Here is a 17949-nt window from a genome sequence, read left to right on the forward strand (position 1 = left end):
ACTCCTTTTCACAAGATGGGGTGATACGTACTTAGGTACGTGGGTCTGTGGCTAAACTCCCATTTAGCCGCAGATCCTTTTTTTATGTTTATGCTGCTTTTTTCGCGTGGCGCTCGTATAAAAACTTCAGGACTTCGCTGCGTAAATGGTTGTAGTGCGGATCTTCAGCTAAATCCAAACGCTTTCTTGGGCGTTCTAAATCTACCGTTAATATTTCACCTATCGTCGCAGCCGGGCCATTCGTCATCATGACGATTTTGTCGGAGAGCAACACAGCTTCATCCACATCGTGTGTGACCATGACTGCGGTACAGCCGGATTTCGCCATGATTTTCATCAGCTCGTCCTGCAAGCCAGCACGTGTCAACGCATCTAATGCACCAAACGGCTCATCAAGTAATAACACTTTGGGTTCCATCGCCAATGCTCTGGCAATGCCTACGCGTTGTTTCATGCCGCCGGAAATTTCGTTAGGACGTTTTTCCGTTGCATGGGTGAGGCCTACCAGCTCCAATGCAGCTTTGGTGCGTGCTTGCAATTGTGCTTTGCTTTCAGTATTCCCAAATACGCGGTCCACCGCTAAATAGACATTCTCAAAGCAAGTCAGCCAAGGCAGTAACGAGTGATTTTGAAATACCACAGCACGCTCAGGCCCCGGTTTGGCAATTTCTCGCCCGGCACAAAATAAATGCCCAGCCGTTGGGGTAAGCAAGCCGGCGATCAAATTCAATACCGTGGATTTACCACAGCCGGAGTGGCCGATAATCGAGACAAATTCGCCTTCTTTGATATTGAGGTTAATGCCTTTGAGTGCATCAAACGTGCCTTTTTTGGTGACAAAGGTCATGTCTATATTCTCTAGTTGCACATAACGCTCTTGCAATGGTCTTTCTTGCACCGGTCTCTCTTGTAATAGTGTTTCCATATTGTTCTCCCTAAAGTCCGTGCGTTATTCGTAACTAAAACGTTTAGCTAGCAATGTCAGGCCTTGCTCGAGCAATAAGCCCACCACGCCGACAATCACAATAGCGATGATGATGTGTTCCACATTCAGGTTGTTCCATTCATCCCACACCCAGAAGCCAATGCCCACGCCACCGGTCAGCATTTCTGCTGCCACAATCACCAGCCATGCCACGCCGATAGATAAGCGCACACCAGTCATCATGTAAGGCAGTACGTACGGGAACAAGATTTTGGTCACGACTTTCCACTCAGATAAATTCAGCACTTTGGCCACATTCATATAATCTTGCGGCACTTTGCTCACGCCCACAGCGGTGTTGATAATCATCGGCCAAATAGCGGAGATGAAAATCACCCAAATCGCTGCTGGGTTGGCGGCTTTGAATACCAGCAAACCAATCGGCAGCCAGGCTAAAGGTGACACCGGTTTAAGTAGACTGATAATTGGCGCAGTCATGCGTGACATAAACTCATAACGGCCAATAATAAAGCCCATCGGAATGCCCACTAACGCAGCCAATCCAAAGCCGGTCGCTACACGCTGCAGTGAATTCAGGATGTTCCAACCAATGCCCACGTCATTCGGGTTGTTGATGTAGAACGGATCGCTGAACAAGATGGTCGCCGCTTTAAAGGTAGAAATAGGACCAGGTACGCCTTGCGATTGGTGGGAGATAAGTGTCCATACGACAATCATCAGTGATAAGCCAATCATGGGTGGAATGGCCCAGGCAAAAAACTGGCGCGCTAATTTAACCAACTTGCTGTCACTGCGGGGTGCAACTACCGCGGGTGTTTGCAGCATGTTGTCAGCATTTGCGGCTGGCATGGCCACCTTGTCGGAAGCTTGTACATCCATGGTGTTATCCTTGCTTTCTGCTAAGGGTATAGGGGTATCGCCGGAGGTATGCGCACCTCCTTTAAGGGGGGCGATATTCTTGATAGTCAATGTGCTCATAGGAATGTCTCCAGTAGGGTTGATTACACTTTGACTTTGAATCCGTTAGCGTAGGCAGCAGGATTGGTGCCGTCCCACACTACGCCGTCCATTAATTTGCTAGCACGCATTGGGCTGCTTGGTACGCTTACACCAAGTGATTTTGCAGCTTCGGTGTAGATATCAATGCGGTTCACTTTTTTGGCCACGGCTAAATAATCTGGATCTGACTTGAGCAAACCCCAACGTTTATGTTGGGTGAGGAACCACATACCGTCTGATAAGTACGGGAACGTCACTTTGCCGTCGTTAAAGAACTTCATGTAATTCGGGTCTTCCCATTTTTTGCCAATGCCGTTGTCGTAGTGGCCAACAAAGCGGCCGGCAATCACTTCTTCCGGTGCGTTCACATAGGCTTTGCCGGAAATGAGTTTGGCGACTGCAGCACGGTTAGCGGTGGCATCAATGTAGCGGCAAGCTTCCAAAATCGCTTTGGTCATGGCCAACGCAGTTTTTGGGTTTTGCTCAACAAACTCAGCAGTACAGCCTAATACTTTCTCAGGATGGTCCACCCAGATATCTTGTGTGGTAGCAACGGTAAAGCCGACTTTGTCGTAAATTGCACGTGCGTTCCAAGGCTCGCCCACACAGTAGCCATCCATATTGCCGATACGCATGTTGGCCACCATTTGCGGTGGAGGCACGACAATGGTTTTCACATCTTTCATTGGGTTAATGCCGTACGAGGCTAACCAGTAGTACAACCACATGGCATGGGTGCCGGTAGGGAAAGTTTGCGCAAAGGTAAAGTCACGGTTTTCGTTGTCGATCAAACGTTTCAGTGTTGCACCACTGGTCACGCCTTTGTCTTTTAGTTGGCTGGCCAAGGTGATGCCTTGACCGTTATTGTTCAATGTCATCAGCACATTCACGTCTTTTTGCTTGCCGCCAATGCCCATTTGTACGCCGTACATCAAACCGTACAGTACGTGTGCTGCATGTAATTCGCCGTTGACTACTTTGTCGCGAATACCTGCCCATGACGCTTCTTTGGAAGGCAGAATTTTGATGCCGTATTTTTTATCAAAGCCCATTTCAGCAGCAACCACAATCGGTGCGCAATCTGTCAGTGGAATAAAACCGATTTTGACTTCTTTTAATTCTGGCTCATCGCTACCTGCTGCCCATGCATTGGTGCTGACTGAAGGTGGAACAATATTCATCATCGCGGCCGCTCCTAGTGTCCCTGCTACAGCATGTTTAAAAAAGTTACGGCGGCTAGCATTGATGCCGGATTCAGCCGTATTGGTTGGCAAGGGGTCACTCAACGGTGTGTTATCCAACTCTGAATTACGCATTAAAACTCCTTCATTCACATAAAAAATAAACAATAAAAAAGGCGTCTACCGGGCAAGATAAATCTTGCTGGTAAGACGCCTTTGTCTTTAATTTACTGCAACAGAACTACCGACTTTGGTACTCTGTTTTAACTAGCAACGTTCCGCCGTTGGAGGCTGCTATGGGTTGTCTCTAATACTAACTGTTAGTGTGTACTGACTACACAATCAACATTTTTGCTGCTTCAATCAACTGGTTAGATAAATCCGCCAGCTTCATATTTCGTTTCATCGCCATCTCACGCAACATCGCGTAAGCATCTTCTTCATCCAAATTACGTTGACGCATCAAAATGCCTTTTGCCCGCTCTACCAATTTGCGCTCTTCAAGCTTCAAATTGGCGACACTCAACTCTTCTTTAAGCTGCTTTGTTTCTTCAAACCTGGCAACTGCTGCATCAATCACTGGCGTTAACCTTTCACTCGGAATCGTTCCTACTACGTAAGCACATACACCTGCTTGCGTTGCGGCTTTAATCTTTTGTTTGTCACCATCATGCGTAAACATGACCACCGGTCTGGGGTTATGTTGCGACAACACACAGATGTTTTCTAGTGTATCTCGGTTGGGCGACTCGGTATCGATAATGACAATATCGGGTGACATTTCACAACACACATCATGTAGGTTTACTCCATCCTCCACATGTGCAATCACATCAAACCCATTTTCTATCAATGATTGCTTCAATGGTTTGCTACGCGATAAATCATTGTCCACAATCAATACCTTTAACATGGTTGAGCTTTAGCAAAGGTTGTGCCAATAAATTAAGTATTTTTAACTGTTTGATTTTAAATGACTTGTTTAATAATGTTAAGGGGCGTTATTCAGTTTTATGAAATTCATTCCTGCACAATCGCGGTGCGTGTGCACCAAATCTATCATATGCAAACCTGCAATTTCCTGAGTTTGAATGTTCAAGCAGTCACTTAACGCAAGCAAAGGTATAGTTGTCAGCCAGCGAAACACAGCATGTGATGTTTGCGTTATATCAGCAGTGTTCATCTTTGGTATGTCGTGATTTATACTGTGATGCTTATTCATACATCATTAAAAGTGCATCATGTCGATCAATAAAAAAATCATGTGGGGGTTGGTGGCAGTGTTGGGTGCTTATGCCATGAGTACCATTGCTACATATCGTGGTGAAACCATTAATGCGTTGTGGTTGATAACCGCTGCTTTGTGTATCTATGCCATTGCTTATCGTTTTTATGCCGCATGGATTGCCGCCAAAGTATTGGTGATTGATGAAACGCGCGCTACACCTGCAGAACGTTTAGATAATGGGCGTGACTTTATTCCTACGAATAAGTGGATTGTGTTCGGTCATCACTTCGCCGCCATTGCTGGTCCTGGCCCGCTGGTCGGCCCAACCCTGGCAGCACAGTTTGGTTATTTACCCGGCACGTTGTGGATTTTGGTGGGTGCGGTATTGGGTGGTGCAGTGCAGGATATGGTGACCTTGTTTCTCTCCATGCGTCGCAATGGTCGTAGCTTAGGCCAAATGGCACGTGATGAGATTGGCGTAGTAGGAGGCTCTGCCGCGCTGGTAGGCACATTGATGATCATGATCATTTTGATTGCCGTGTTGGGCTTGGTGGTGGTCAATGCCATGAAACATAGCCCGTGGGCAACGTCTACCGTGGCGGCAACTATCCCCATTGCCATGCTGGTGGGTGTGTATATGCGTCATATCCGTCCGGGACGCGTGCTTGAGGCATCCGCTATTGGTGTCGCGCTGCTGTTGTTTTCTGTACTCGCAGGTGGCTGGGTCGATCATCATGAGACGTTGCGGGTGTGGTTTGATCATGATGGCTTGCCATTGGCCTACGCCATTATTGTGTACGGCTTTGCTGCCGCGGTATTGCCGGTGTGGTTGTTGTTAGCCCCGCGTGATTATCTCTCTACCTTTATGAAGTTGGGTACGGTGCTACTGTTGGCGGTGGCCATTGTGATTTTGAGGCCCGACATTCATATGCCTGCCATCACCCAGTTTACCGATGGCACTGGGCCGATTTTTGGCGGTAAGTTATTCCCATTTGTATTTATTACCATTGCCTGCGGTGCCATTTCAGGCTTTCATGCGTTGATTGCCTCCGGTACCACACCCAAACTGCTAAGCAATGAGCGTGATATTCGCATGATTGGCTATGGCGGTATGTTGCTAGAAAGTTTTGTGGCGATTATGGCGATGATTGCCGCCACGGTATTAGAGCCCGGTGTATTTTTTGCCATCAACAGTCCGGCTGGTGTGGTGGGCAAAGAAGCCATTGATGCTGTGGCCAAAATCAACAGCTGGGGATTTGCCGTGACGGTAGAGCAAATGGAACAGCTGGCGAAAGACATGGGAGAAAGCACCTTGTTTGCTCGTACCGGTGGTGCGCCAAGCTTGGCAGTGGGCATGGCCAGTATTTTTGGGAGTGCATTCGGTAAGCATTTACTTGCACTGTGGTACCACTTTGCCATTATGTTTGAAGCAATATTTATTTTGACCACACTGGATGCCGGAACGCGCGTGGGGCGCTTTATGCTACAAGATATGCTGGGCAACTTTAATAAGAAGTTAGGTGAGACGTCTTACACCCCTTCAGTGATTCTCACCAGCAGTATTGTGGTGGCAGGCTGGGGTTACTTTTTATATATAGGCGTGATTGATCCCAACGGCGGCGTGAATATTCTGTGGCCACTGTTTGGCATTGCCAATCAAATGTTGGCAGCCATTGCATTGAGTGTGGCGACTGGCATTTTGGTGAAATCCGGTAAATTAAAATACGCATGGATTACTGCATTGCCGCTGACATGGCTGGTGGCGATCACCACGGCGGCGTCATACCAGAAGGTGTTTTCTGAGGATGTGCGGGTAGGGTTCTTTGCCGCCGCCAACGATTTAAGCACTAAATTGGCGAGCGGTATCCTGCCTGCCGATAAAGCCGCAGTAGCGCCGCAACTCATTTTTAATCAGCATTTAGATGCGTATCTCACCTTGTTTTTTGTGGTGGTGTTGTGGGTGGTGGTGATTGATATGCTGAGAGTCACTAAGCGGTATATACAGGGTAAACCTACCTTGCCTGTCAGCGAAACGGCTTACGTGAAAACTAATTTACTCACTTAACGTCAAACGGATATGTTTAAAAAACTAACGCAATTTTGGTCTGCTATTCGCCAGCTTTCTGGTGATGACGCCTATGAGCGTTATTTGCAGCATCATGCCGAGCATCATGTAGAAACGCCACCACTCAGTCGAGAAGCATTCTTCAAACAATGGCAAGATGGTAAGTGGAAAGGTGTTAAGCGTTGTTGCTAACAGAAGCGGACGTGGCACGTGTGATTGAAATGGCTTGGGAAGATCGCACGCCATTTGAAGCAATTCAATATCAGTTTGGTTTGAGTCAGGATGGTGTGATCAGGCTCATGCGTGATCGGTTAAAACTTAGTTCGTTTAAACTTTGGCGCAAACGCACACATGGCCAGAAAACAAAGCATGGTCAGCTGCGGTCATCAATGGTCGTTAGGCATCAATCAAAAGAGCACAATAAAGCAAACCGATTAGCTAATTAGTTGTTTTGGTGCAAACGGTCAATTTGCATATATTCACCAGTGGCGTTTTTGTCAGTCTCAAAGTCGTTCTCAATCGGATCGTCTTTCACTGAGCGTCTCTTTTTGGTGGTTGCATGGTATTCCGCAATAATATAGTTAACTTGATCGTCGTGATCGGTTAATTTTTGAAACGTATTCATAAGCCAGTTAATCATTTTGCGTCACACATCACTAGGTTGTAGATGATTTGAGATGTGCAACTTGTGTGCCAATCAGCGCAACAAAATTTTACTTTATAGCTTGTTGATTTTTATGGATTTTTTGTAGCTTTGTTTTTGTTTGAAGAAAAACTGGCGTTGGGAATTAGAGCATCTCGTCAGCTTTTCAACAATGGACAGTGATTTATTTGACGCTTGGCCGTTTTGTTGCCAAAAAGAGTGCAATGCCAATCAACACCATGGGTAAGCTTAACCATTGCCCCATGCTCAAGCCTAGCCCTAACAGCCCTAAATGCGCATCTGGCTCACGTGTAAATTCCACTAAAAAGCGGAAGCTGCCGTACATGATTAGGAATAGTGCTGAGATTTGGCCGACAGGCCTTTGTTTGCGTGAGAACCACCATAGTACCGCAAACATGACGATGCCTTCCAACATGAATTCATAGAGTTGCGATGGGTGGCGGGCAATCGCATCTACTTGTGGAAAAATCATGCCGTAATCACTGCCGGTCGGTCGCCCCCACAACTCACCATTGATAAAATTGCCCATGCGCCCAGCGCCCAAGCCCAGCGGTACCAAAGGCGCTACAAAATCCATGATTTTGAGCCATGGCTGCGGGTGTTTTTTGGTGAAGCAAAACATGGCGACTAGCACCCCTAAGAATCCGCCATGGAAACTCATGCCGCCTTGCCAAATTTTCAATAAATTAAGTGGGTGCGCAATGAGATCAGGGAACTGATAAAACAGCATATAGCCAATGCGGCCACCCAGTATCACGCCCAATGCGCCATAAAATAGCGCGTCATCCAGCATTTGTGTGTTCCAGCCAAACCACGGTTTGTGCTTAATTTGATATTTTCCTAGCAACAAAAACGCAACAAAACCAATCAAATACATTAAGCCATACCAATGAATGCCAAAGCTATCGGTGATTTGTATGGCTACGGGGTTAAATTGTGGGTGGGTTAACATGAAACGCCTTAGAATGCGGTAAAATAATATTATACGTTTTAATTGCTTTGAGGTTATACATGCCAGTTTATCGTTCTCATACTACAACACAAGGCCGCAATATGGCGGGTGCACGTGCGCTATGGCGCGCTACGGGCATGAAAGATGAGGACTTTAGCAAGCCTATCATCGCAATTTCCAACTCATTTACACAGTTTGTACCTGGCCATGTGCACTTAAAAGACTTGGGCCAATTGGTCGCGCGCGAGATCGAGCGTGCAGGCGGCGTCGCCAAAGAATTTAATACTATTGCGGTCGATGATGGTATTGCCATGGGGCATGGCGGCATGTTGTACAGCTTGCCTAGCCGCGACTTGATTGCTGATAGCGTGGAATACATGGTCAATGCACACTGTGCCGATGCGTTGGTGTGTATTTCCAACTGTGACAAGATCACCCCGGGCATGTTGATGGCCGCTTTGCGTTTGAATATTCCGGTAGTGTTCGTGTCCGGTGGCCCAATGGAAGCCGGTAAAGTCAATTGGCAAGGGACGACACATAAGCTGGATTTAGTCGATGCCATGGTAGCCGCGGCTGACAGTAAAGTGTCTGATGCCGAATCCGACGCTATTGAGCGTTCTGCTTGCCCAACGTGTGGTTCATGTTCGGGTATGTTCACTGCCAACTCGATGAACTGTTTAACCGAGGCTTTGGGCTTGAGCTTGCCTGGTAATGGCTCCACTTTGGCTACCCATGGTGCGCGTAAGCAATTGTTTTTACAGGCGGGTCGCTTGATTGTGGATTTGGCTAAACGCCATTACGAGCAAGATGATTACACGGTGTTACCACGTTCAATTGCAAATTTTAAAGCGTTTGAAAATGCCATGAGTCTAGATGTGGCCATGGGCGGCTCAACGAATACAGTGTTGCATTTGTTGGCAGCTGCGCATGAAGCCGGCGTGGATTTTACGATGAAAGACATTGACCGTATTTCTCGCCATGTGCCGTGCGTATGTAAAGTAGCGCCTGCGACAGCGAAATATCATATGGAAGATGTGCACCGCGCGGGTGGTGTGATGGGGATATTAAGCGAGTTGAATCGTGCGGGCGTGATTCATGGTGATACGCCTACAGTACACAGCCCAACATTAGCCGCCGCACTCGAAAAGTGGGACATTACGACCACACAAGACGAAGAGGTGAAGAAATTCTTCCGTGCCGCACCGGGTGGCATTTCTACCACCATTGCATTTTCACAAAGTATGTTATGGCCTGAATTGGATATAGACCGCGCCGAAGGCTGTATTCGCGATAAAGCGCACGCTTACTCGCAAGATGGCGGCTTGGCTGTACTTTACGGCAATATTGCACTGGATGGCTGTATTGTGAAAACGGCCGGGGTGGATGACAGTATTCTTAAATTTACAGGACGTGCCCGTATTTTTGAAAGCCAAGATGCCGCAGTAGAAGCGATTCTTGCGGATAGCGTTGTTGCGGGTGATGTAGTGGTGATTCGTTATGAAGGTCCACGCGGTGGCCCTGGCATGCAAGAAATGTTGTACCCAACCTCTTACCTGAAATCTAAAGGACTTGGCAAGGAATGTGCTTTGCTTACAGATGGTAGGTTCTCAGGTGGTACATCAGGGTTGAGTATCGGTCATGCCTCACCAGAGGCTGCAGAAGGTGGGGCCATTGGCTTGGTAGAAGAGGGTGATACGATAGAGATTGATATCCCTAACCGCACCATCCACTTGAATATCAGTGATGCAGAAATGTCGGACCGCCGTGCGCACATGGAAGCCAAAGGCAAGGATGCCTGGAAGCCGCAAAATCGCGAGCGTTATGTCTCACCAGCATTACGTGCTTATGCCGCCATGAGTACCTCTGCCGCCAAAGGTGCGGTGCGTGATGTCGCACAAATTGAAAGAAACTAATACTATGGCCAAAAACAGTATGGAAAATATTTTGCTAGCCACACAAGCTAACCTAGAGGGTACGGTATCACATCCGCATCTTACATTTACAGAAGATGAAAATGGTTTGCAGTATATTGAGGTAGATAATCAATATGCAAAGGCTAAAATTGCATTACAGGGTGGCCAGGTCATTCAATGGCAGCCAAAATCAGAAAAGCATCCTGTATTATGGCTATCCGATCATGCAAGATATGTAAAAGGCCGTTCCATCCGTGGTGGCGTACCTATCTGTTGGCCGTGGTTTGGTGCACACCCTACCGATAGCACTTTATGTCCACATGGATTTGCGCGCGTGATCCCTTGGCAATTCATTGATGCAGATACTACTTATTCCGGTGCAACGCGTATTGCATTACAGATGCAACACACGCCAGAGGCACAACGTCAATTGTCTTACCCTTATGTGCTGACCTTGATGTTGACGATTGGCCGTCGCCTTAAAATCGATTTGGCGACTACCAACAAAGCGGCACACCCGTTCATGATTGGCGAAGCATTTCACACTTACCTTAATGTCAGCGATATTGAGAAGATTAGAATCACAGGCTTGCAAGAGTGTTTGTATGCCGACAAAGTAAGGCAGTATGAGCGCCATGTAGAACATAGCCTGCTGAAATTTAATGGTGAGTTTGACCGTGTTTACCTTAACCACAGTGCTGACTGCATTGTGCACGACTCTGACTATAACCGATTGGTACGTGTGTCCAAATCCGGCAGTAATACCACGGTGGTATGGACGCCTTGGGAAGAAAAAGCGCATGCACTTGGCGATATGGGTAATGACGATGAATGGCGTAAAATGATTTGTGTAGAGTCCGCCAATGCCATGGAAAACTCGATTGTGATTAACCCTGGTAGAACACATAATTTCTCTGTGGAATACAGTGTCGAGTCTCTCTAGATCTTGATATCGATGGCTAGCGTTGTCCAATATTTTAATGTTGGGTCAACCTAGTCCCTTGGTATCACGTTAAAGGTTTGCAACCCAAGTGTTTAGCGCATGCAGCCGTTTAAAAACTCCAATAGACTATTGTGGATTTTTAAATTATAGGTATGATGCTGCATGCAAAAAATATTGCAGATGTAATATAAATTTAACGGTAATTCAAGGAGATAGCATGAAAGTTTTATTATCAACAATCGCGGCGGCCACCATGTTATTAGCTGGTCAGGTCAATGCTGCAGATGCAGAAGCCGCTAAAGCACTTGCACAAAAAAGTGGCTGTTTAGCTTGCCATAGTATCGATAAAAAAGTATTAGGCCCATCTTACAAAGATGTTGCTGCCAAATACAAAGGCGACAAAACTGCAGAAGCTAAATTAGTAGAAAAAGTGAAAAAAGGTGGTAGCGGTGTTTGGGGTCCTATGCCTATGCCAGCCAATAGCCCACAAGTGAAAGACGACGACATTAAAACAATCGTACAATGGGTATTATCACTGTAATTTAGCACGACGAATTTTAAAGCCAGCTTTTCAGCTGGCTTTTTTATTGTCTATTCACTTAACTCACCAGCCCGAGTAGGTAGATAAATACGGCAAAAATGGCGATAGGAGCAACATAGTTATTGGTGACTGTCCAGATTTGATAGGCCTTCCGCTTCAGGTTTAGCTCATCTTGTAAGTGGTTTTTCTTCATTACATATCCAGCAAAAATGGCCATCATTAATCCACCCAGTGGCAGCATGATGGTCGATGTTAATTTATCTAACGTATCAAAAATACCTAAGCCAAATATGATGGTGACTGTTTTCCACGTGCTAAAAGAGAGTGATACCGCGATACCTAATAGCCAGATGGCAATACCCAAGACCAATGTAGCATGTGTGCGTTTGACTTGCGTGTTCTCCACAACCCAGGCAATCGTTGGCTCTACTAAAGAAATGGCGGATGTCCACGCTGCAAAGGCCACCAGCGTGAAAAACAATACCGCGATAAAACTGCCACCGGGCATATGACCAAATGCGATAGGCAGTGTTTGGAATATCAGTCCGGGCCCCGCATTAGGCGCAAGATGATTTGCGAATACAAGTGAATAGATCGCCAGACCAACCAATAACCCTAGCATGGTGTCGGCAATCGCGATGTAGATGGTGGTTTTGGCAATAGAAACATTGCGTTGCAGATAGGAACCGTACACCATCACAGCACCCATGCCTAAGCTTAATGAGAAGAATGCGTGTCCGAGTGCAGAAAGCACTGCCACGGGTGTGATTTTTGTGAAATCAAAGGTAAACATAAATTGATAAGCTGCATGCATATCACCCACTGACATACTGTACCCAAGCAATATGAGCAGAATCGCAAATAATGCAGGGATTAAAATATTATTGGCTTTTTCTAAACCAGCGCTTACTCCCCGTGCAACGACGCTCATCGTCATTACCATAAACAGGCTATGCCAGAAAATGAGCGTGATTGGGCTGTTAAGGAGTACTTCAAAATTCTGAGCGGATTGTGTGGCAGAAATATTGTGAAAAGTACCTTGCGTGGAAACAGCGATATAGCTGAGCACCCAGCCCCCAATTACGCTGTAAAAGCCTAATATCAGCACTCCGGCTAGCATGCCGGCAGCACCAAGGTATTTCCAATAGGTAGAAGCATTCGCCTCTAAGGCCAATTGTTGCATGGCATTAAACGGGTTTTTTTGTGCGCGGCGACCGAGCATGATTTCGGTCATCATCAGTGGGATACCCACAAAGAAAATACAAGCAATAAACACCAGCACAAATGCGCTACCACCGTTCACACCAATCATATAAGGCAGCTTCCATATGTTGCCTAGCCCAATGGCAGAGCCAGCGGTGGCGAGCATAAAGGTCCAACGGTTTTTCCATGCACCACGATGCTGCATTAAAAACTCCTTGTTACTTTTCCTTACTTGAGAAGTAGCGGTCTGTTTCTTGTTTAATGATTTTTGATAGCAACAATAAGCCGATGAGGTTAGGAATCGCCATCATACCGTTCATCAGGTCTGAGAAGTTCCACACGAATTCCAAGCTGGTGACAGCACCTACCATGACTGCAATCGTAAATACCACGCGATAGATTTTAATCGCGCGTGGCCCAAACAAAAATTCAATCGCTTTTTCGCCATAATAATTCCAGCCGATAACAGTGGAGTATGCAAATAACGCAATAGAGATAGCAACCAGCACATTGCCGGCAGGGCCTAAGGTTTCAGCCATGCTGGCGCTGGTGAGCTCAGCTGGGCCAACGCCTTGTGTCCAGCTATTGGCCGTGAGGATGACCAAAGCGGTCATAGAACAAACCACTAAGGTATCAATAAACGTTTGTGTCATGCTCACCAAAGCTTGCTTGACTGGGTCGTTAGTGCGCGCGGCTGCGGCTGCAATTGGAGCCGAGCCTAGTCCGGACTCATTGGAAAAAACGCCACGAGCAATACCATAACGCATGGCAGCGGCAATAGTGGCACCGACAAATCCGCCAGTGGCTGCAGCAGGATTGAATGCATGGTAAAAGATTAAGCCAAATGCATGTGGAATTTCACTGGCATTGAGTGCCAACACAAACAAGCTGCATCCCACATAAATTGCAATCATGACCGGAACTAAGTACGACGTAAATTTACTGATGCTGCGGATGCCTCCTAAAATCACTAGTCCGGTCAATAATGTCAACACAATGCCGGTAGTGACTACGGGGATATGAAATGTAGCCTCAAATATTTTGGCAGTGGCATTCACTTGCGTCATGTTACCAATGCCAAATGCGGCACAGGCTGTGAATATCGCAAATAATGTGCCTAGCCAAGGCAGGCCTGCTCCATGTGTAAGGTAATACATGGGGCCACCACGCATGCCATGCGGGCCTTTTTCGCGGTATTTTACTGCCAACACAGCTTCGCTGTATTTAGTGGCCATGCCAACCAGACCTGTGACCCACATCCAAAATACGGCGCCTGGGCCGCCCATGGTAATGGCGGTTGCTACACCAACGATGTTGCCAATACCGACAGTCGCTGCCAGTGCAGTCATCAGCGCTGCAAAATGGCTAATATCACCTTCATGGTGATGATCTTTTTGGAAAATCAGGCGAAAGGCGTGGGGCAGTGCGCGAAATTGCATGCCTTTCAGCAGGATGGTGAGATATAAGCCAGTGCCGACCAATAAGGTCAGCATAACAGGCCCCCATACAATACTAGATAACGTGGCGACGAGTTGTTCAATAGCTTGCATGGATGGCTCCCTTTTTAACGGATTATAGTCACAAATGGCGCCAGATTGATAGTGAATGCTGGTTTAGCTCTTAAAGTGATGTGTCAGTACGGTCGTCATAGATAAGTGATCGGCCACGCCAGCACTTTCACGCACGCTATGCATCGCCCACATGGCATTGCCTACATCCACACTGGCAACACCTAAGCGAGAGGCGATGATAGGGCCAATCGTGCTACCGCAACCTAAGTCAGTGCGATGTGCATATTGCTGGTACGGCACGCCTGCGCGCTCACATAGCTGGATAAAATGTGCAGCGGTATCTGCGTTGGTGCTATAGCGTTGGTTGACGTTGGTTTTAATGACAGGGCCTTGATTCACTCTGACATGGTGGCATGGTTCGTACACGCCAGCGTGATTCGGGTGAAAAGCGTGTGCCATATCGGCACTAATAAAGAAACTATTGGCTAGTGCGCGCAATCGACCCTCTTCATTGGTATCGGTAGCGCTACATATGCGCTGGATAATATCTTGCATGAAGCTACCACCAGCGCCGGTTGCACTCTCACTGCCTACTTCTTCATGGTCAAATAAGGCGCAGATAGCGGTGGCCTCTTGATCGTGGGTGTCCAACAACGCACATAAAGCGGCATGACAAGAAGCCAGATTGTCTAATTGGCTGTTGGCAATAAAATCTTCATCCACGCCCCAGAAACTGCCTTTTTGGGTGTCGTAGACATTCAAATCCCAGGTGAGAATATCCTTGGCTGCAATGTTTAATTGTTGCGCGATTTTATTGGTAAATAAGGCATAGGCTTCTTCATGATTAGGCGATAAGCCAAAAATCAATGGTAGGCCGGTTTGTTTATTGAGCACTAACCCTTTATCGTTTACTTCCCGATTCATATGAATGGCTAGGTTGGGTAAGCGCACTACAGATTGGTCAAATTGAATCAGATGGGTATCAAAGCCGTTGCCATTTCTTACATTCACACGGCCTGCCAAACTTAAATCACGGTCGGTAAATGTAGCGAGAATCGGGCCGCCATAGACTTCCACCCCAAGTTGCGCGATACCCTCATTGCTTTGCGCTGCTTTTGGTTTGATACGCAACCCCGGGGAATCGGTATGTGCGCCCACCATGCGAAAGCCTGCCTCGGCGGTAGGTTGTTTGCCGAGCACAAAAGCAATGATAGACGCGCCATCACGTACTACAAAATAGCGTCCATTTTTTTTAAATTGCCAAGGTTCGTTTTCACGTAAGGACTTAAAGCCGTTGGCTTTAAGCATGGCTGCCGTGGTTGCCACTACATGCCATGGGCTTGGGCTGGTGTCGATGTAATCGAGAAGCGCTTGCGCGGAGGCCTTGGCTTGGGGTGTGATGTTAAGTTGAAGCGTCATGGCTGCACCCACTGTTTGTCGATGAGGAAATCTGTATAAAGTTTGGCTTCTGGTGTGCCAGCTTCTGGCTTCCAGTCGTAACGCCACTTCACAATCGGTGGCATAGAAAGCAGGATAGATTCTGTGCGTCCATTCGACTGCAAACCAAATAAGGTGCCACGGTCGAATACAAGATTAAACTCGACATAACGCCCACGGCGATAGGCTTGGAAGTCGCGCTCACGCTCACCATATGGCGTATCTTTTCTGCGTTGTGCAATCGGTAGATAGGCGTTTAAAAATGCATCGCCCACCGCTTTCAGCATGGCAAAACTTTGCTCAAAGCCCAATGCGTTGAAGTCGTCAAAGAAAATACCACCAATGCCGCGCGGCTCTTTACGATGTTTCAAATGAAAGTACTCATCGCAATGCTGCTTAAATTTTGGGTAGAGTGCTTCGCCAAAAGGCGCAAGTGCATCGCGACAGGTGCGATGGAAATGCACGCAATCTTCTTCAAAGCCATAATAGGGTGTGAGGTCCATGCCGCCGCCAAACCACCAGATATCTTCTGTTGATTGTGAGGCGGCTTCGTTGTTTTCACTCGGAGCTTTTGCCACAAAGAACCGCACATTCATATGCACTGTAGGAATGAATGGATTACGCGGATGAAATACCAAAGAAACACCCATGGCCTCCCATGTTCTGCCCGCTGCTTCTGGATGTGCCAAGCTGGCAGATGGCGGCAGTTTGTTGCCCATTACGTGAGATAAGCCTACGCCGGCGCGCTCAAATACATTGCCTTCTTCTAATAGACAAGAGTTACCACCACCGCCTTCTGGGCGCTGCCAGCTATCTTGCAAGAAGTTTTTACCATCGACTAGCTCAATGGCCTCTACAATTTTGCTTTGTAGGCTTTGCAGATATTCAAAAACCGCTTGCGGATCAATCATAGCGTGAGTGTTTTTCTAGCCTTTGACGGCACGATAGCCGATATCTTTACGGTACTGTGCGCCCTCAAAGTGAATACCTTCTGTAATTTGATAAGCGCGTTGCTGCGCAAACTTAACGGTTTCACCTAATGCTGTGACACACAATACGCGTCCGCCACTGGTCACGGCTACGCCATCTTTTAAGGTGGTGCCTGCGTGAAATACATAGGCATCTTCCAGTTGTTTGGGCAGGCCGGTAATTTCATCGCCCAGTTTTGGCGTATCTGGGTAGTTGGCGCTAGCCATCACAACGCCTAATGCAAAGCGTCTGTCCCACTCTGCTTCTGCTTGGTCCAGCGTACCGGCAACGGCATGTTCAGCCAGCGTTAAGAAATCAGACTTTAAGCGCATTAAAATAGGTTGAGTTTCCGGATCGCCCATGCGGCAGTTAAATTCAAGCGTTTTCACTTCGCCATTGGGGCTAATCATTAACCCTGCATATAAAAAGCCAGTGTAAGGAATGCCATCTTTGGTCATGCCTTCTACGGTGGGTTTAATGATTTCACGCATCACTTTGGCATGAATGGCTGGTGTAACGACAGGTGCGGGTGAGTAGGCACCCATGCCTCCGGTATTGGGGCCAAGGTCAGCATCTAACAAGCGTTTGTGGTCTTGGCTGGTGGCTAACGGTAAGATGTTTTTGCCATCGACCATCACCATAAAGCTGGCTTCTTCGCCGGTTAAAAACTCTTCAATCACCACGCGCGCGCCAGCGGCGCCCAGCTTATTGTCACCCAGCATCATATCAATGGCAGCATGTGCTTCATCTTCATGCATGGCGACCACTACGCCTTTACCAGCCGCTAAACCATCGGCCTTAATGACGATAGGCGCACCTTGTTCACGCACATAAGTATGCGCAGCTTCAGCATCGGTAAATGTGCCATAGGCTGCAGTAGGAATGTGATGGCGTATCATAAATGCTTTGGCGTAATCTTTAGAGGATTCTAACTGTGCCGCAGCTTTGGTTGGGCCAAAAATTTTCAGGCCTTTGGCGCGAAACGCATCGACCACACCTTGTGAAAGCGGGGCTTCCGGTCCCACTACTGTAATGGCGATATGTTCTTGAATAGCAAAATCTACCAAGGCATCTACCGCAGTAATCGGTACATTCACCATATCAGGATTAGTGGCTGTGCCCGCGTTGCCAGGCGCCACATACACGCGGCTGACCTCTTTGTTTTGCGTGATTTTCCATGCCAATGCATGCTCACGACCACCGCTACCAATGACTAATACTTTCATAAATTTATTTTAATGGGCAAAGCACGTTGTTGCGTGCTCGCTCACTCCTTGTCTATCCAACACGATATGCCTGCGTCGTTCGCTCCGCGGCGCCTAGTGCTTTATCCCATAAAATGTATTTATAAGGTTCAGCAATTGTAACAACAACTAATACAAAACCGTTGTGAGCAC

General features: G+C 47.3%; 17 protein-coding genes. 6 read left to right on the plus strand and 11 right to left on the minus strand.

Translation table 11 applies throughout. From position 1 onward, the window contains the following. Positions 1 to 88: 88 nt before the first annotated feature. The 4 genes from A3Q3_RS0111270 to A3Q3_RS0111285 all read right to left on the minus strand — a co-directional run bounded on the left by A3Q3_RS0111270 (position 89) and on the right by A3Q3_RS0111285 (position 4039). Positions 89 to 925, minus strand: coding sequence for an ABC transporter ATP-binding protein (locus tag A3Q3_RS0111270; protein ID WP_020183690.1), 837 nt, complete (start codon positions 923 to 925; stop codon positions 89 to 91). Between the two features lie 24 nt (positions 926 to 949). Further along, complete coding sequence (gene ntrB, locus A3Q3_RS0111275; protein ID WP_232418472.1) at positions 950 to 1771, minus strand: nitrate ABC transporter permease; 822 nt, start codon at positions 1769 to 1771, stop codon at positions 950 to 952. A 176-nt stretch (positions 1772 to 1947) separates the two neighbouring features. Then, the gene (locus tag A3Q3_RS0111280) at positions 1948 to 3261 is read right to left on the minus strand and encodes a CmpA/NrtA family ABC transporter substrate-binding protein (RefSeq protein WP_020183692.1); all 1314 of its coding nucleotides are present in this window, start codon (positions 3259 to 3261) and stop codon (positions 1948 to 1950) included. Positions 3262 to 3460: 199 nt separating this feature from the next. Next, on the minus strand, positions 3461 to 4039 hold the full coding sequence (locus A3Q3_RS0111285) for an ANTAR domain-containing response regulator (protein WP_020183693.1): 579 nt from the start codon (positions 4037 to 4039) through the stop codon (positions 3461 to 3463). A 328-nt stretch (positions 4040 to 4367) separates the two neighbouring features. On the opposite strand from A3Q3_RS0111285, the gene A3Q3_RS0111295 reads away from it, so the two are divergent. Genes A3Q3_RS0111295 through A3Q3_RS0111305 form a run of 3 tightly spaced genes read left to right on the plus strand, consistent with a single transcriptional unit; the run spans position 4368 to position 6865 of the window. Beyond that, positions 4368 to 6419, plus strand: coding sequence for a carbon starvation CstA family protein (locus A3Q3_RS0111295; protein ID WP_020183695.1), 2052 nt, complete (start codon positions 4368 to 4370; stop codon positions 6417 to 6419). Positions 6420 to 6431: 12 nt separating this feature from the next. Next, positions 6432 to 6611: a YbdD/YjiX family protein gene (locus A3Q3_RS0111300; RefSeq protein WP_020183696.1), complete on the plus strand. Its 180-nt coding sequence runs from the start codon at positions 6432 to 6434 to the stop codon at positions 6609 to 6611. Positions 6612 to 6622: 11 nt separating this feature from the next. After that, positions 6623 to 6865 carry a TIGR03643 family protein gene (locus tag A3Q3_RS0111305; protein WP_232418412.1) on the plus strand — a complete coding sequence of 81 codons (243 nt, stop codon included), beginning with the start codon at positions 6623 to 6625 and terminating at the stop codon, positions 6863 to 6865. Here A3Q3_RS0111305 and A3Q3_RS0111310 read toward each other — a convergent pair. Next, positions 6862 to 7044 carry a hypothetical protein gene (locus tag A3Q3_RS0111310; protein ID WP_020183698.1) on the minus strand — a complete coding sequence of 61 codons (183 nt, stop codon included), beginning with the start codon at positions 7042 to 7044 and terminating at the stop codon, positions 6862 to 6864. The genes A3Q3_RS0111305 and A3Q3_RS0111310 overlap by 4 nt on opposite strands. 202 nt (positions 7045 to 7246) lie before the next feature. Next, entirely contained in the window at positions 7247 to 8035 is a 789-nt protein-coding gene (gene lgt, locus A3Q3_RS0111315; protein WP_020183699.1) for a prolipoprotein diacylglyceryl transferase, read from the minus strand. A gap of 59 nt (positions 8036 to 8094) precedes the next feature. Here lgt and ilvD point away from each other — a divergent pair, with 59 nt between their 5' ends. From ilvD to A3Q3_RS0111330, 3 genes are all read left to right on the plus strand, one after another. Then, positions 8095 to 9948, plus strand: a complete 1854-nt coding sequence (gene ilvD, locus A3Q3_RS0111320) for a dihydroxy-acid dehydratase (protein WP_020183700.1) — start codon at positions 8095 to 8097, stop codon at positions 9946 to 9948. Continuing rightward, positions 9923 to 10891, plus strand: a complete 969-nt coding sequence (locus A3Q3_RS0111325) for a D-hexose-6-phosphate mutarotase (protein ID WP_020183701.1) — start codon at positions 9923 to 9925, stop codon at positions 10889 to 10891. The genes ilvD and A3Q3_RS0111325 overlap by 26 nt, the downstream gene beginning before the upstream one ends. Before the next feature lie 217 nt (positions 10892 to 11108). Next, entirely contained in the window at positions 11109 to 11432 is a 324-nt protein-coding gene (locus A3Q3_RS0111330) for a c-type cytochrome (RefSeq protein WP_020183702.1), read from the plus strand. A gap of 58 nt (positions 11433 to 11490) precedes the next feature. Here A3Q3_RS0111330 and A3Q3_RS0111335 read toward each other — a convergent pair whose 3' ends face one another. The 5 genes from A3Q3_RS0111335 to purD form a co-directional block, all read right to left on the minus strand. Beyond that, a complete protein-coding gene (locus tag A3Q3_RS0111335; protein ID WP_020183703.1) occupies positions 11491 to 12840 on the minus strand; it encodes a sodium-dependent transporter in 1350 nt (449 codons plus the stop codon). A 13-nt stretch (positions 12841 to 12853) separates the two neighbouring features. Then, positions 12854 to 14185 carry a sodium:alanine symporter family protein gene (locus A3Q3_RS0111340; protein WP_020183704.1) on the minus strand — a complete coding sequence of 444 codons (1332 nt, stop codon included), beginning with the start codon at positions 14183 to 14185 and terminating at the stop codon, positions 12854 to 12856. 63 nt (positions 14186 to 14248) lie between these two features. Then, a complete protein-coding gene (locus tag A3Q3_RS0111345) occupies positions 14249 to 15565 on the minus strand; it encodes a M18 family aminopeptidase (protein ID WP_020183705.1) in 1317 nt (438 codons plus the stop codon). Beyond that, positions 15562 to 16494 carry an oxygen-dependent coproporphyrinogen oxidase gene (gene hemF, locus A3Q3_RS0111350; RefSeq protein WP_020183706.1) on the minus strand — a complete coding sequence of 311 codons (933 nt, stop codon included), beginning with the start codon at positions 16492 to 16494 and terminating at the stop codon, positions 15562 to 15564. The genes A3Q3_RS0111345 and hemF overlap by 4 nt, the downstream gene beginning before the upstream one ends. Before the next feature lie 15 nt (positions 16495 to 16509). Continuing rightward, positions 16510 to 17778, minus strand: coding sequence for a phosphoribosylamine--glycine ligase (purD, locus tag A3Q3_RS0111355; RefSeq protein WP_020183707.1), 1269 nt, complete (start codon positions 17776 to 17778; stop codon positions 16510 to 16512). Between the last annotated feature and the right edge of the window lie 171 nt (positions 17779 to 17949).

Origin of the sequence: Methylotenera sp. 1P/1, assembly GCF_000384355.1 — a bacterium.
Classification (GTDB): Bacteria; Pseudomonadota; Gammaproteobacteria; order Burkholderiales; family Methylophilaceae; genus Methylophilus.